Annotated in this window: 13 protein-coding genes; 10 read left to right on the top strand and 3 right to left on the bottom strand. The window is 34.6% G+C overall.

What is annotated here, in order from left to right; translation table 11 throughout:
• Window positions 1-56 precede the first annotated feature (56 nt).
• The 5 genes from ACFOUY_RS21495 to ACFOUY_RS21475 all read left to right on the top strand — a co-directional run bounded on the left by ACFOUY_RS21495 (window position 57) and on the right by ACFOUY_RS21475 (window position 6310).
• Complete coding sequence (locus ACFOUY_RS21495; protein WP_378963350.1) at window positions 57-1361, top strand: MFS transporter; 1305 nt, start codon at window positions 57-59, stop codon at window positions 1359-1361.
• A 577-nt stretch (window positions 1362-1938) separates the two neighbouring features.
• Window positions 1939-3219, top strand: a complete 1281-nt coding sequence (locus ACFOUY_RS21490; protein WP_378963349.1) for a replication-associated recombination protein A — start codon at window positions 1939-1941, stop codon at window positions 3217-3219.
• 69 nt (window positions 3220-3288) lie between these two features.
• Complete coding sequence (locus ACFOUY_RS21485) at window positions 3289-4761, top strand: DUF5687 family protein (RefSeq protein WP_378963348.1); 1473 nt, start codon at window positions 3289-3291, stop codon at window positions 4759-4761.
• A gap of 2 nt (window positions 4762-4763) precedes the next feature.
• Window positions 4764-5456, top strand: coding sequence for an ABC transporter ATP-binding protein (locus tag ACFOUY_RS21480; RefSeq protein WP_378963347.1), 693 nt, complete (start codon window positions 4764-4766; stop codon window positions 5454-5456).
• Between the two features lie 176 nt (window positions 5457-5632).
• Window positions 5633-6310: an OmpA family protein gene (locus tag ACFOUY_RS21475; protein WP_378963346.1), complete on the top strand. Its 678-nt coding sequence runs from the start codon at window positions 5633-5635 to the stop codon at window positions 6308-6310.
• A 204-nt stretch (window positions 6311-6514) separates the two neighbouring features.
• Here the strand turns inward: ACFOUY_RS21475 and ACFOUY_RS21470 are convergent, their stop codons facing one another.
• On the bottom strand, window positions 6515-7153 hold the full coding sequence (locus tag ACFOUY_RS21470) for a GIN domain-containing protein (RefSeq protein ID WP_378963345.1): 639 nt from the start codon (window positions 7151-7153) through the stop codon (window positions 6515-6517).
• Between the two features lie 346 nt (window positions 7154-7499).
• On the opposite strand from ACFOUY_RS21470, the gene ACFOUY_RS21465 reads away from it, so the two are divergent.
• The 3 genes from ACFOUY_RS21465 to ACFOUY_RS21455 are packed head-to-tail and all read left to right on the top strand — an operon-like array spanning window position 7500 to window position 11700.
• A complete protein-coding gene (locus ACFOUY_RS21465; RefSeq protein WP_378963344.1) occupies window positions 7500-10295 on the top strand; it encodes an outer membrane beta-barrel family protein in 2796 nt (931 codons plus the stop codon).
• A gap of 5 nt (window positions 10296-10300) precedes the next feature.
• A complete protein-coding gene (locus ACFOUY_RS21460; protein WP_378963343.1) occupies window positions 10301-11083 on the top strand; it encodes a GLPGLI family protein in 783 nt (260 codons plus the stop codon).
• 47 nt (window positions 11084-11130) lie between these two features.
• The gene (locus ACFOUY_RS21455; protein ID WP_378963342.1) at window positions 11131-11700 is read left to right on the top strand and encodes a Crp/Fnr family transcriptional regulator; all 570 of its coding nucleotides are present in this window, start codon (window positions 11131-11133) and stop codon (window positions 11698-11700) included.
• Here ACFOUY_RS21455 and fcl read toward each other — a convergent pair whose 3' ends face one another.
• The gene (gene fcl / locus ACFOUY_RS21450; protein ID WP_378963341.1) at window positions 11701-12627 is read right to left on the bottom strand and encodes a GDP-L-fucose synthase; all 927 of its coding nucleotides are present in this window, start codon (window positions 12625-12627) and stop codon (window positions 11701-11703) included.
• A 116-nt stretch (window positions 12628-12743) separates the two neighbouring features.
• On the opposite strand from fcl, the gene trmB reads away from it, so the two are divergent.
• Window positions 12744-13394 carry a tRNA (guanosine(46)-N7)-methyltransferase TrmB gene (gene trmB, locus ACFOUY_RS21445; protein ID WP_378963340.1) on the top strand — a complete coding sequence of 217 codons (651 nt, stop codon included), beginning with the start codon at window positions 12744-12746 and terminating at the stop codon, window positions 13392-13394.
• On the top strand, window positions 13394-13726 hold the full coding sequence (locus ACFOUY_RS21440) for an MGMT family protein (RefSeq protein WP_378963339.1): 333 nt from the start codon (window positions 13394-13396) through the stop codon (window positions 13724-13726). Before trmB ends, ACFOUY_RS21440 begins: the two co-directional genes overlap by 1 nt.
• Here the strand turns inward: ACFOUY_RS21440 and ACFOUY_RS21435 are convergent.
• A complete protein-coding gene (locus tag ACFOUY_RS21435; protein WP_378963337.1) occupies window positions 13716-14078 on the bottom strand; it encodes a hypothetical protein in 363 nt (120 codons plus the stop codon). The two genes, ACFOUY_RS21440 and ACFOUY_RS21435, sit on opposite strands and share 11 nt — an antisense overlap.
• Window positions 14079-14135: the final 57 nt, after the last annotated feature.

Raw genomic sequence — 14135 nt, 5'->3', positions numbered from 1 at the left:
GAATGTAACTTGTGTTTGAAATTATCTCCCTCAAAAATCATTCATTTAACTAAAACATGAATCAATCTACAAACGATTTTACGCCAAAAGAAATTGATGAAGTAAAATATCGGTTGAAATCTATTTTCGGTGGCTCTGTTGGAAATTTAGTTGAATGGTACGATTGGTATACTTATTCGGCTTTTGCCTTATATTTCTCTCCTGCCTTTTTCCCAAACAGTAATCCAACAGCGCAACTTTTAAACACTGCAGGAATTTTCGCCGTAGGTTTTTTAATGCGTCCGATTGGTGGCTGGCTATTTGGCAGCATCGCCGATAAAAAGGGCAGAAAAAAATCGATGGCACTTTCGGTATTAATTATGGCGATTGGGTCACTAATTATTGGTTTAACACCCGGTTATAAACAAATTGGGATTTTTGCTCCATTATTATTGGTTTTCGCGAGGTTAATACAAGGTTTGAGTACAGGTGGTGAATATGGAACTTCGGCAACGTATTTAAGTGAAATGGCAACGAAAAAACATCGTGGCTTTTATTCCAGTTTTCAATATGTAACACTCATCGGCGGTCAATTATTGGCGCTCGGTATTCAGTTGGTTTTACAGAACTGGTTATTAACGCCGGCAGAATTGCAGGATTGGGGCTGGCGAATTCCATTTTTTATCGGTGCAATTCTGTCATTTATTGCATTATATTTAAGAAGACACATTGATGAAACTTCGGCTTTTAAGAAAAATAAAGAAGAGAAAAAAGGAGGCATAGCTGTCTTGATGAGATACCCAAAAGAAGTTTTTACGGTTGTAGGGCTAACCTTAGGTGGTACAATCGCCTTTTATACTTTCAGTACTTATATGCAAAAGTTTCTGGTAAATACCGTTCATTTAAGTAAGGAAACTTCTACCACCTTATCTTTCATTTCACTTTTAGTATTTGCCATTATGCAGCCTTTGTTTGGGTTGTTATCCGATAAAATCGGAAGAAAACCTTTATTAATTGGATTTGGTGTTTTAGGTACTTTGTGTACCGTTCCTATTTTAACTGGACTAGCAAATGAAACCAATACAACAATTATTTTCTTACTGATGATAGGTGCTTTAATTATTGTAAGCGGTTATACTAGCATTAATGCTGTAGTTAAAGCCGAGTTATTCCCGGCAGAAATAAGGGCTTTGGGCGTTGGTTTGCCTTATGCTTTAACGGTTGCCATATTTGGAGGAACAGCAGAATACTTTGCTCTTTGGTTTAAAAACATTGGTCACGAAAATTATTTCTACTGGTATGTTACAGCCTGCATTTTAATTTCATTGATTTTATATACAACGATGAAGGATACCAAACACCATTCTAAAATAGAGGATTAATAAATTAACCAGAGGTAAAAACGATTACTGAACAATGTTTTCAAAAAATAGAATTGCCTTAGAAACACCGAATTCACAGAAGAAATGATCGACCGTCATTTCGAGCGAAGCCGAGAAATCTTTGTAATCTGCAAAAAAAAACGTTTATTCAAAGAACTATCTATTTCGCTGCGCTCCAATCGAGCTATCGAAAAACAGCCAAAAAGCGTATTTACTTTGTTAAATAAACGTGATTGAAATGGAAAGCCCCAATTTTTTATTTGGCTTGTAATGGAAAGCAGGGCTGCAAAACCAAAAGGATTACTGAACAAACGTTTTCAAAAAATAGAATTCCCGCAGAAATACCGAATTCATGGAAGAAATGATTGAATCATCATTTCGAGTAAAACCGGGAAATCTTTGTAATCTGCAAAAGAGCTTTATTCAAAAACAGACGTTTCGCTGTGGTCCATTCTAAAAGACGAAAAAACAGCCGAAAAGTCCATGTACTATGTTAAATAAACCTAAGGGATTGAAAGAAAAAACTTAGGGGAAATGTAGATTTACAAAAACAGTCAAATTTCCTATATTTACCATTATGCAGAACCAAGCCCCATTAGCCGAGAGAATGCGTCCTCAAAATCTTGATGAATATGTTGGACAAAAACATTTGGTAGGTACGGGTGCCGTTTTACGCAAAGCGATAGAAAGCAGTCAGCTGCCATCTATGATATTTTGGGGGCCACCTGGAGTTGGAAAAACAACGCTCGCTTACATTATTTCGCAAGCTTTAGATAGGCCTTTTTTTAATTTAAGCGCAATTAACAGCGGCGTTAAAGACATACGCGAAGTAATTGATAAGGCCGCAGCTCTAAAGGATAGTTTTTTAGGCTTGCCGATTTTATTTATTGATGAGATTCATCGTTTCAGTAAATCGCAGCAAGATAGTTTACTTGGTGCTGTAGAGCGTGGCTTGGTTACTTTAATTGGTGCAACTACAGAAAATCCATCTTTTGAAGTCATATCTGCATTGCTTTCCCGATGTCAGGTTTATATTTTAAAATCATTAACAGAAGAAGAGCTGGCGGGATTACTTCAAACAGCCATTAAAAAAGACGTAATCTTATCTCAAAAAAAAATTACCATAAAAGAGCATGAAGCTTTAATTCGGTTAAGTGGTGGCGATGCAAGAAAGCTTTTAAACGTGTTAGAAATTGCTGTTAATGGAATTGGAGGAGATAAAATTACACTCACCAATGAAAGTGTTCTAGCCCATGCCCAGCAAAATTTAGCGCTCTATGATAAAGCAGGCGAACAGCATTACGATATCATTTCAGCTTTTATTAAATCCATCCGCGGTAGCGACCCAAATGCAGCCGTTTATTGGCTAGCCAGAATGATTGAAGGAGGTGAAGACCCATTATTTATTGCAAGGCGATTATTAATTTTATCTTCAGAAGATATTGGGAATGCCAATCCAAATGCACTGCTTTTAGCTAATAATTGTTTTACTGCGGTAAATGTAATTGGTTATCCGGAAGCAAGGATTATTTTATCCCAATGCGTAACCTACTTGGCTAGTTCGCCAAAAAGTAACGCTTCTTATGAAGCGATAAACCATGCCCAGGCTTTGGTTAAACAAACTGGAAATTTGCCAGTACCCTTACATATTCGCAATGCACCAACCAAGCTGATGAAAAACATCGGTTACGGTAAGGATTACAAATATTCGCATGGTTACGAAGGTAATTTTGAGGCACAAGAATATTTCCCCGATGAATTAAGCGGAACTAAACTTTACGACCCAGGGAAAAATCCTGCAGAAGAAAAGCTGCGGGAGAAATTAAGGCAAAATTGGAAAGATAAATACAAGTATTAATGTAACATTTCATCTAAAAGATATACTAATAAATAAATCATTACCTTTTACTAATACCTAAACTAAATTATGCTGAGTACTTTTTTAAGCCATCAAAGGAAATCTTTTTGGCGTTCGCGGAACAGAGGCAGCAGTATCGCTACGCAAATTGTTCTTGGGTTTTTTCTGCTTTATTTTCTAGTGCTTGCACTTGGTGCAGGTTTCGGAATGGCATTTTTGTTGCCGAAAGTTTTTCCTAATCAAGATGTGATAAAAAGCTTTAACGGGATTATACTTTATTATTTTGCTTTCGATTTTATAATGCGCTTGCAGTTTCAGGATTTACCAACTTTAAGCATAATTCCTTACTTACATTTAAGAATAAAGAAAATTAAAATCATAAGTTTTTTAAATGTTAAAGCACTTTTTTCTGCTTTTAATTTATGGCCGTTTTTTATTTTTCTACCATTTTGTTTTATGAGGATAGCGCCTGCTTATGGTTTCTTTGCAACTTTAATGTATATCGTTTCAGTATTCTCTTTGGCTGTTCTGAACAATTACCTGGCTTTATATATTAAAAGAAAATCGATTGCCAACACCTGGTACACATTTATCGGTTTCGCAATTTTTGCAGCCTTTGCAGCGCTTGATTATTACAAAATAATCTCTATAATGGCTGCTTCTAATTATGTTTTTCAAGCGATTGCTGCACATCCTTACTATGCAATTATCTTCCCGATATTGGCGTTTGGTATCTTTAAATTAAACTCCGATTTCCTACGTAGAAATTTATATGCTGAAGAATTAAGCAGTAGACAGGAGAAAAAAGTAAGTACAGATTATGCATTCTTAAATCGATTTGGTAGAGTTGGAGAACTTGCGGCTTTAGAACTAAAATTGATTTTACGCCATAAGCGTTCTCGTTCTTCATTAATACTGGGCTTTTTCTTCTTGTTTTATGGCTTCATCTTTTATAAAGAAAAATCTATAGATAGCGACGCTTTCGGACAAATGATGTTCGCTGCTATTTTTATGACAGGTATTTCAATTATTATATATGGGCAATTTATGTTTGCCTGGCAAAGTGCTCATTTCGATGGTTTACTGGCTAATAAAATCAATTTTAAAGATTATATAAAAGCCAAGTTTTTACTCTTTACGATTGGTGCAACAGTTATTACCTTATTAGCCAGTTTTTATGGTTTTTTAAGTCCGAAGTTGTTGCTCTTACACATTGCAGCATATTTGTACAATATTGGTTTTGGTACGGTAATCGTACTTTACCTTGCTACCTTAAATTATAAGCGTTTAGATATTACGAAAGCTGCAAGTTTTAATTATCAGGGTACTGGCGCAACACAATGGTTGTTAATGTTTCCTTATGCTTTAACACCAATTCTATTGTATTTGCCCTTTGGGATAATGAATTTGCCATATTGGGGATTAATGGTTGTGTCGTTATTTGGATTAATTATGCTTTTAATGCGTAGTTTCTGGGTAGACTTTATCACTGCAAAATTTGAAAAACAACGTTATAAAATAGCCGAAGGCTTTAGAGAATAATTATGATTTTAGAAGTTAAAAATTTGAAAAAAGTTTATGGCGATAAGACTGTTGTAAACATAGAGCACATACAAATTGAGCAAGGTGAAACCATTGGCTTAGTTGGCAATAATGGTGCAGGAAAAACAACTTTCTTTAGGATGCTTCTGGATTTAATTCGCCCGAGTGAAGGTGAGATTTTATCGAAAGGCGAAAATGTGATGCAAAATGATAATTGGAAAAACTATACTGCATCATTTTTAGATGAAGGCTTTCTGATTGATTATTTAACACCTGAAGAATACTTTATATTCATCGGCAGCTTACACGATTTAAGTGTTGCTGATGTTTCTAGCTACCTTACACAATACGGGGAATTTTTTAATAGTGAAATCTTAAATAGCGGAAAATACATTCGCGATTTTAGTAAAGGGAACCAGGTTAAAGTTGGTATTGCGGCAGCTTTAATGCAAAAGCCCGAGGTTTTAATTCTGGATGAACCTTTTGCAAATTTAGACCCAACCACTCAAATCCGTTTAAAAAACTTATTAAAAGCACAAAGTGGTAGCATGACAACTTTTATTTCAAGCCACGATTTAAATCACGTTACTGATGTCTGTAACCGAATTATTCTAGTAGAAAAAGGCGTTGTGATTAAAGACTTTAAAACAGACGAAAACACGCTTAAAGAATTGGAAAGTTACTTCTCTGCTTAGTTTTTGTACTAATAATGATACAATGAAAGAGTCCTGAAAAAATCAGGACTCTTTTTTATGGTTTATAATTTATTCTTTCTAGCTCTATTGAATGTAAATAGATTTAAAATACTCTAATAATAATTTTTGGCATTGTGTTTGAATAAAGAACCCAAGGAAATTAAACCTAAATTATTATGAGTATTTCAAAAGTAAGAATAGCAACATTAAGCATAGGATTGGCAGTTGGTTCAATGGCACTTCAAAGCTGCGATAGTTTAACTAAAACACAAAAGGGCGCTGGTATTGGTGCTGCTGCTGGTGGAGTTGTTGGTGCATTAATTGGTAAAAAAGCTGGGAATACGGCGGTTGGTGCGTTAATCGGTGGTGCTATTGGTGGCACAGCGGGTGCATTTATTGGCCGTAGAATGGATAGACAGGCTGCAGAAATTCAGAAAGCAATTCCTAATGCAGAAGTTATTCGCGAAGGAGAGGGTATTATTGTAAAATTTGATAGTGGTATTTTATTCGATTTTGATAAAACGGCATTAAAAGATGCTGCAAAAGCAAATGTTCAAAGTCTTGCTTCATCTTTAAATCAATATCCTGATACAGATATTAAAATTATCGGGCATACAGATAGCCGTGGTACAGAACAATATAACATGGGTTTATCTGAAAGAAGGGCTGCAGCTGTTAAAGCTTATGCAGTTTCTCAAGGTGTTCCATCATCAAGATTAGTAACAATTGGAAAAGGTTTTGCTGAGCCAATTGCTGATAACGAAACTGATGCTGGCCGTGCTGCTAACCGTCGTGTAGAGATTGTAATTGTAGCTAACGATGCATTAAAATCTACTGCTAAAACGCAAGGATAGTAAAAGCAAATTCCCTCTACCTATGAGGTCATTATATACCCATCCCGAAGTTTTTAACTTCGGGATTTTTTTTGTTAAAGGGGTAAATAGTTCTTAAAAATAAGCTTCGGTAGTTTTTGGTTAAAATTCATAAAATAAAAAACGGTAGCAGAATCGCTCTGCTACCGTTATCATTAACTAAAACTAAACTATGTATGTAGATTATTAGAAAAGTTTTTCTAATAAGTCGATTTTTAAATCTTCGTAGCGAGATAAATTATTCGCATAAATTGCCTTTGGCATAATGCTAATGTTTGTATTTGCTGATGCGAAATCACCCATATTCATTTTTGCTTCATTACCTAGAGTTGCAGTGTGACTTTCTGTAGTTCCTTCTAAGTTTAATATTGTGCCATCGTTTGCAATTGTATTTAAATTAATTGTATTTGCATTGATGTTTGCCGAAGCTTTATCTTTCAAAATTACATCAAGGTTTAACAAATTGAATTTTCCTGAAGTTGTAACGCTCGATGTATTTGATGCTTCTATAGATGTAAGATTGTTTATATGAGCGATAACAGTCAAAGCATCTTTTGTAAAAGAACTAATGCGAAGCTCTGAACCTTGCTGTTGTACTAAAGCATTGTTAGAGTAATATTTATCGAAAACTTCGATGCTTTCTTTAGCATCCTGAACGATGATAAGTTTTACATTTCCGCTAACTGCTATTTTGGTAATATTTTTAACCTGAGTTAAAGCAGTATAACTTGAATTGTTTTCTGTTGCATTTGCTGCTAATGTTGCGCCGCTTAAAGTAACCATTACTAATGCTGCTGCGAATAAGTTTTTGATAGAATTTTTCATGATCTTAATATTTTATATGTTATAATTTTTTTTTAAATCCTTAAATGTTAGGTTGTTTTGAATATAAGACGACAGTAATTGAGAAACGTTTCACCCGAGATACGGGTAATATACCACAGCCGTGTTATTATAGACGAACGCCTGTAATATCTATACGAAAACGAATAGAAATTTTGTAACCTCGACGAATTGAGGGTCATAATGCAGTTTATTAATGGTTTGCAGAAGGTTTTTAAAATTCAAGGACTTGTTGTTATGTAACAACAATGTTTTTGTTAAAAAATGTTAACTTCTATTTAAACTAAGGAATTAGTTTTATATTCGAAGTATAAACCAAATCTCATCTATGAAAAGAATACTACTCTCGGTGTGCTTTCTTATCTTTTGTTTTTTTTCGGCAAAGGCGCAAAGTGTACACAGTATTAAAGGTCGTGTTATCGACACTGCATCAACAACAATTTTAGGAGGAACATCTGTTTCAGTTTTAAATGCTAAGGATTCTACTATGGTAAAATTTACCAGAGCAGCAGAAAACGGATCTTTTGAATTATCTAACATCAAAAATGGCAAATACATCTTATTGGTTTCTTACCCAAAATATGCAGATTTTGTAGATCATTTTGCTTTAGACTCTACAAAAAAGGATGTTGATTACGGCAAAATTAATCTTACAGGCAAAGCGAAACTACTTGCCGATGTAATTATTAAAGGAAACCGCTCGGCTATCAAAATAAAAGGAGATACTACAGAATTCGACCCACAGGCGTATAATATTGAACCAAATGCAAAGGTTGAAGATTTAATTAAGCAGTTTCCCGGGATAGAAATTGATAAGGATGGAAAAATTACCGCTCAAGGGCAGAAGAATGTTAAGGTTTTAGTAGATGGTGAGGAATTTTTTGGGGATGACCCAACGCTTGTAACTAAAAACATTAGAGCCGATATGGTTGATAAAGTTCAATTATATGATAAGAAAAGCGATCAGGCAACTTTTACGGGAGTAGATGATGGTGAGAAAACCAAAACACTAAACATTAAGCTAAAGGAAAACGCAAAGAACGGCTATTTTGGTAAGGCCATAGCTGGAGTGGGTACTGATGAATATTATCAGGGGCAGTTAATGTTTAACAAATTCGCAGGTAAAAAGAAATTCTCTGCTTATGGTGTTTTGGGTAACAATGGAAAGGTGGGGTTAGGCTGGGAAGATAGTCAGAAATATGGCTCATCTAATAATATGACGGTAAGTGATGATGGCGGTATTTATATTACGGGTGGCGGCGATGATTTTGACTCGTTCAGCGGGCAATATAACGGCCAGGGTATTCCAGTTGCCAGAACGGGCGGCTTACATTTCGATAACAAATGGAATGACGACAAGGAAACCTTAAATACGAATTATAAAATTGGCTCGCTTAGAGTTGTTGGGGATAGAAGCACAATTAGCCAAAATAACCTTGCATCTGGGATAATAAATACTAATTCTAATCAAACTTTTGATAATGATGTTTTCAGACAAAAATTAGATGCGATGTATGAAATTAAACTCGATACAACTTTAACGTTAAAAGTAAACGTGGATGGAACAATAAAAAACAGCTCTACACTTACGGATTATGCAACATTAAGTACCAGAGGTGATAACAGTTTATTAAATACAAGTGCAAGAAAATTAACTAATGACGGGGACGATAAAATCTTTAATATAAATGCGCTTTTAACAAAAAGACTGAAGAAAAAAGGGCGTACTTTATCATTAAACTTAAACCAATCGATATCTGATAGCAAAACGGAAGGATATTTAAATTCAGCAAATAGCTTTTACAATTTAACAGGTGGCATAGATAGTACACAAAATGTAGATCAGTATAAGGTAAACAACATTACAAACAACGTTTTTAAATCAAACCTTGCCTATACAGAACCATTATCAAAAACATTAACCTTAGCGCTTAATTATGGCCTGAGTTTAATTAATGGAAGATCTGATCGAAAATCTTTTAACCAATCAACTCCAGGGAATTACGACGCTTTTGATTCGCAGTTCAGTAACGATTATCAATTGGATCAGGTAATAAATCAAGGAGGAGCAATTTTTAACTTCAGAAAGGGAAAAACTGTTTTTAATGTTGGTTCTAAATTTAGTGGGGTAGATTTTAAGCAAGAGGATTTGTACAATAAAAAAACATATAATAGAAACTTTATAAACTACATGCCGCAGGCTATGTATCAGTATAATTTTTCTCAGCAAAAATCTTTTAGGATAAATTACAATGGTAATACCAATCAACCATCATTAGATCAAATTCAACCAATCAGAGTAAATACAGACCCATTAAACATAACGCTCGGAAATCCTGATTTAAGACCATCATTCCGAAGTAATATAAGTGCAAGTTATAATTCTTATAAAGTTTTAAGCAGCCAATCTATATACATAAGTGGTTTTTACAGTTTTACAAATAACCCAATTGTAAGCGATGTTACCACCGATGCTGCTGGTAAAAGCACTTTCAGGTCTGTTAATATTTCAGATAAAATGCCTTCTAATTTTAGTGTTTACTCAAGTTTTGGACGAAAAATAAAGGGCATAGATTTAAATACCGGCCTAGGGTTTAATATGAATGGAAGTACCTCCTATAATTACATCAACAGTGTTTTAAATGAAACAAAATCGATGACATATAGCCCAACAATTAATATTTCGAAATACAAGGATAAGAAATTTGATTTTTACGCCTACTTCGGCCCAAGTTATAATACTTCAGAAGCATCAGTGCAGCAAGCAGCCAATAGTAACGGGTGGGGAGCCCAAGGATATTTCTCCGGAAAAGTTAATTTACCAGGTAAATTTGAAATCGGGTCTGATGGGGAGTACACTTACAGAGCAAAAACACAAGCTTTTAACGAATCGTTCACACGCTTTTTATGGAATGCAACAATCAGTAAAAAGTTCTTCAAATCTGAGAATTTAAAAGCATCTGTAACCGGGTATGATTTGTTAAATCAAAATCAAGGGTTTAGCCGTTCTGCAACGAATGGAAATATTATACAGAGTAACTACACTACAATTCAAAGATATTTTATGTTCTCACTTAGCTGGGACTTTACCAAAATGGGCGGCGGCGTTAAACCTCAAAACTAATTATCATGAAAACAGCGTTAAAACTTACAATTATACTCTCAATTATTTTTATTGCTAATAATTGCTTGGCTCAAAATGTACACTTTATAAAAAACGGAGTTATCGAATTCGAAAAAAGATCTAATATATATGCCCTAATAAAAAAACGGATTACTAAGAATAATGAGAGCTATATGAATCAGGCTTTCGAGAGCTATAAAAAGAACAATCCTCAATTTAAATCGGCAAAAAGCATACTTAAATTTAACAGCGAAAAAAGCCTTTACAAATTTGAAGAAGATTCATCGCCAGCGAGTAACAATTGGCTTGCAAATAATCCAATTTCTGATTTAAAGAATATTATAGGCACAGATTTTAAAACAGAAAGCAGCACAACACAAAAAAGCGTTTACGAAGCTACTTATCTGGTAAAGGATAGCATTCGTAAAATAAACTGGAAAATTACGGATGAAACCCGTGAAATTGCTGGTTATGAATGTCGCAGAGCAAATGCCATCATCATGGATTCGGTTTATGTTGTGGCTTATTATGCCAATCAAATTGCCGTTTCGGGAGGACCCGAATCTTTCGCTGGTTTGCCAGGAATGATACTTGGGCTTGCACTGCCGCATGAAAATGTTACCTGGTTTGCTACTAAAGTAACTGAAGTTACTGTGCCAGAAAAAGACTTGTTACCACCAAGTAAAGGTAAACCGGTAGATAATGCAGGTTTAAAAAAGGTTTTAATGGCAGCAATGAAAGATTGGGGCGAATGGGCTCAACCAGATCTTAAGGCTTTCTCCCTTTAAAAGTTTATTGAATTTATGCTTAATTTTATCATAAATTCAATAAATAGATGTTTAAAGCGCTTTTTGCCCATATTAACAAATTTGTAGATTTGAGTGATGCTGAACAAGAAATACTTGCATCGTTGCTCAAATCTTTTTCAATTAAAAAGAAAGCATTTGTACTAGAGCAAGGCCAGGTTTGCCGAGCGAACTATTTTGTTGTAAAAGGTTGTTTAAGGCTTTACTTTATAGATATTAAAGGTGTTGAACAAACTACACAATTCGGTATCGAAAACTGGTGGATTACCGATCTAACAAGTTTCTTGTTTCAAAACTCCTCAGAATTTTTTATACAGGCTGCAGAAAACACAGAAGTGATTGCAATAGAGCAACATGACTATGATAAAATGTTTGCCAAGTTGCCGAAAATGGAAAAATATTTTAGGTTGATTCTACAGAAAAATCACCAAGCCTCTCAAAGGAGAATAATGTTTTTATACAGTTTCACAGCTGAGGAAAGATACCGCCATTTTAATGGTTTATTTCCCGAATTTGTGCAACGCATTCCGCAGTACATGCTCGCTTCTTATCTAGGTTTTACACCAGAGTTTTTAAGTAAAATCAGGGCGAAGAAATAACTAATATCTGCTCAAAAAATCCTGATAAGCCAAAGCTATACCTTCTTTTAAATCGATTTTATGTTTCCAGCCTAAGTTATGCAGTTTATTTACATCCATTAATTTACGTGGCGTTCCATCAGGTTTTGTTGCATCAAAAACCAATTCTCCATCAAAACCGATTACTTCTTTAATCAAAAGGGCTAAATCTTTTATGGTTAAATCATGACCAACACCAATGTTGATCAAATTTGATTCATTATAGTTTTCCATTAAGAAATAACAAGCATCAGCTAAATCATCAGCAAATAAAAATTCTCGCATTGGCGAACCCGAACCCCAAACTGTTACTTGTTTCTCCTCATTAATTTTTGCTTCGTGTACCTTGCGGATTAATGCTGGTAAAACATGAGAGTTTTGTGGGTGATAATTGTCGTTATAGCCATACAAATTAGTTGGCATAACCGAAATGAAATTGCAGCCATACTGGTCGCGGTAAGCATCGCACATTTTTATACCAGCAATTTTTGCGATTGCATACGGTTCATTAGTTTCTTCTAAAGTTCCGGTTAGTAAATACTCCTCTTTTAAAGGTTGAGGAGCCATTTTTGGATAAATACAACTCGAACCCAAAAACATTAATTTTTTAACGCTATTTAAGTATGCGTTATGAATTACATTATTTTGAATGGCTAGGTTTTCAAAAAGAAAATCTGCACGATAAGTATTATTCGCAACAATACCACCAACTTTGGCAGCAGCCAAAAATACATATTCAGGTTTTTCTATGGCAAAAAAATCTGTTACAGCTTGTTGATTACGAAGATCTAATTCTGCCGAAGTTTTTGTTAAAAGGTTGGTATAGCCTTCTTTTTCTAATTTTCTATAAATAGCCGAACCCACCATTCCGCGATGGCCTGCAATGTATATTTTCGCTGATTTTTCCAATTGAAAAAAATTAATTTAAACGCAAAAGTACGATCCATTGTGCAAATACTGGTTAAGATTCTTCGTAAAAAAAGTAGCGTTGAATGATTTAATTGTATTTTTGTCGAAAAAAACTTTTGGGTAAAGATAAATTAAGACGTTTTGCTGAAATAGAAACATTTGCAAACGTATATCAGTTAGAAGAAGGCAAGCCTTTAAAGGGCAATTGGGCTAAAGAACATTTTAAAAACAACAACCCCGTTGTTGTAGAATTAGCTTGTGGTAAAGGTGAATACACGGTTAATTTGGCTCAGTTATTTCCTGAGAAGAATTTTATAGGTGTAGATTATAAAGGGAACCGAATTTGGCGTGGTGCCAAAACAGGAATTGAAGAGGGAATTGATAACGTTGCTTTTTTAAGAATTCAGATAGAAAACCTGTTAGATTATTTTGGTGATGGAGAAATTGATGAAATTTGGATAACTTTTCCCGATCCACAACCACAGGATAGTCGCGAGAAAAAACGGTTAACTTTTCCAGCTTTTTTAAACCGATACAAGCAAGTTTTAAAGCAAGGTGGCAAGGTTAACCTTAAAACCGATAACGACCAGCTTTATCTTTACACTTGTGATAAAGTAGAAGAATTAGGGTTGAAAGTTCATAAAAATACTGACCATTTATATACGTCAGAATTTGCGGATGAGGTTTTGTCTATTAAAACATATTACGAGAAAAAGTATTTGTTACACGATAAAAATATAAACTACATTCAATTTTCGTTTGAATAATGAATACAAACTTTTACGAACAGGTTTACGAGATTGCCAGATTAATCCCTAAGGGAAGAGTAACCTCATATGGAGCCATCGCTAAAAGTTTGGGTGCTGCAAAATCGTCCAGAATGGTTGGGCATGCAATGGCTTACGCAGGTACGGCTCATCCTAAAGTTCCGGCACACCGGGTTGTAAATAGTAGCGGCTTATTAACGGGTAAATTTCATTTTAGTCCGCCAGAACTGATGGAAGAAATGTTAGACCAGGAAGGCGTAAAAGTTAAAAATGATAAGGTTGTGGATTTTAAAAAGGTATTCTGGAATCCGATGGATGAAATTACCTTGTAATTAATGGAGGTGCTTTCTGGTAATCGGTAAGGGTAAAAATTATCAAGATTAAAAGGCCCAAACAGGCAAAGTAAATTTCATCAACAAGATTTCCCTTAAAGAAAGTAAAGGCCAGAATTACAAGTAAAACACTTACCACCAGTTCAATTAATCCGTGCAGTTTTAAATGCACAATTTTAAAAATGCCGCCGCTAAAATCGGTAATTATTGTTAATAAAAAATGGATTACAGCCAAGGCATAACATAGGATAGAAGCGGTATCGCTTAAATGAAAAATGTTGGGCGATGCCAATAATAAAATAATCAGAACAAAATCTAATATTGCGTGAAATTTAGGGGTAATAATTTTCATGTTGATTATTGCTTTTGTTTTAAACAATTAATTTGCAAAAAGGATTTAATTAAATAG

It is taken from the genome of Pedobacter jamesrossensis (assembly GCF_042650905.1).
In the GTDB taxonomy this organism is placed as follows: Bacteria; Bacteroidota; Bacteroidia; order Sphingobacteriales; family Sphingobacteriaceae; genus Pedobacter; species Pedobacter jamesrossensis.
This window is presented reverse-complemented; position numbering and strand designations above follow the sequence as displayed.

What these genes read in the sequence shown, in the direction of transcription:
- ACFOUY_RS21475 (WP_378963346.1), top strand. Translation starts at nt 5,633, where the DNA reads ATGAGTATTTCAAAAGTAAGAATAGCAACATTAAGCATAGGATTGGCA.
- ACFOUY_RS21440 (WP_378963339.1), top strand. Translation starts at nt 13,394, where the DNA reads ATGAATACAAACTTTTACGAACAGGTTTACGAGATTGCCAGATTAATC.
- ACFOUY_RS21435 (WP_378963337.1), bottom strand. Translation starts at nt 14,078, where the DNA reads ATGAAAATTATTACCCCTAAATTTCACGCAATATTAGATTTTGTTCTG.
- ACFOUY_RS21470 (WP_378963345.1), bottom strand. Translation starts at nt 7,153, where the DNA reads ATGAAAAATTCTATCAAAAACTTATTCGCAGCAGCATTAGTAATGGTT.
- ACFOUY_RS21460 (WP_378963343.1), top strand. Translation starts at nt 10,301, where the DNA reads ATGAAAACAGCGTTAAAACTTACAATTATACTCTCAATTATTTTTATT.
- ACFOUY_RS21490 (WP_378963349.1), top strand. Translation starts at nt 1,939, where the DNA reads ATGCAGAACCAAGCCCCATTAGCCGAGAGAATGCGTCCTCAAAATCTT.
- ACFOUY_RS21495 (WP_378963350.1), top strand. Translation starts at nt 57, where the DNA reads ATGAATCAATCTACAAACGATTTTACGCCAAAAGAAATTGATGAAGTA.
- ACFOUY_RS21465 (WP_378963344.1), top strand. Translation starts at nt 7,500, where the DNA reads ATGAAAAGAATACTACTCTCGGTGTGCTTTCTTATCTTTTGTTTTTTT.
- ACFOUY_RS21455 (WP_378963342.1), top strand. Translation starts at nt 11,131, where the DNA reads ATGTTTAAAGCGCTTTTTGCCCATATTAACAAATTTGTAGATTTGAGT.
- ACFOUY_RS21480 (WP_378963347.1), top strand. Translation starts at nt 4,764, where the DNA reads ATGATTTTAGAAGTTAAAAATTTGAAAAAAGTTTATGGCGATAAGACT.
- ACFOUY_RS21485 (WP_378963348.1), top strand. Translation starts at nt 3,289, where the DNA reads ATGCTGAGTACTTTTTTAAGCCATCAAAGGAAATCTTTTTGGCGTTCG.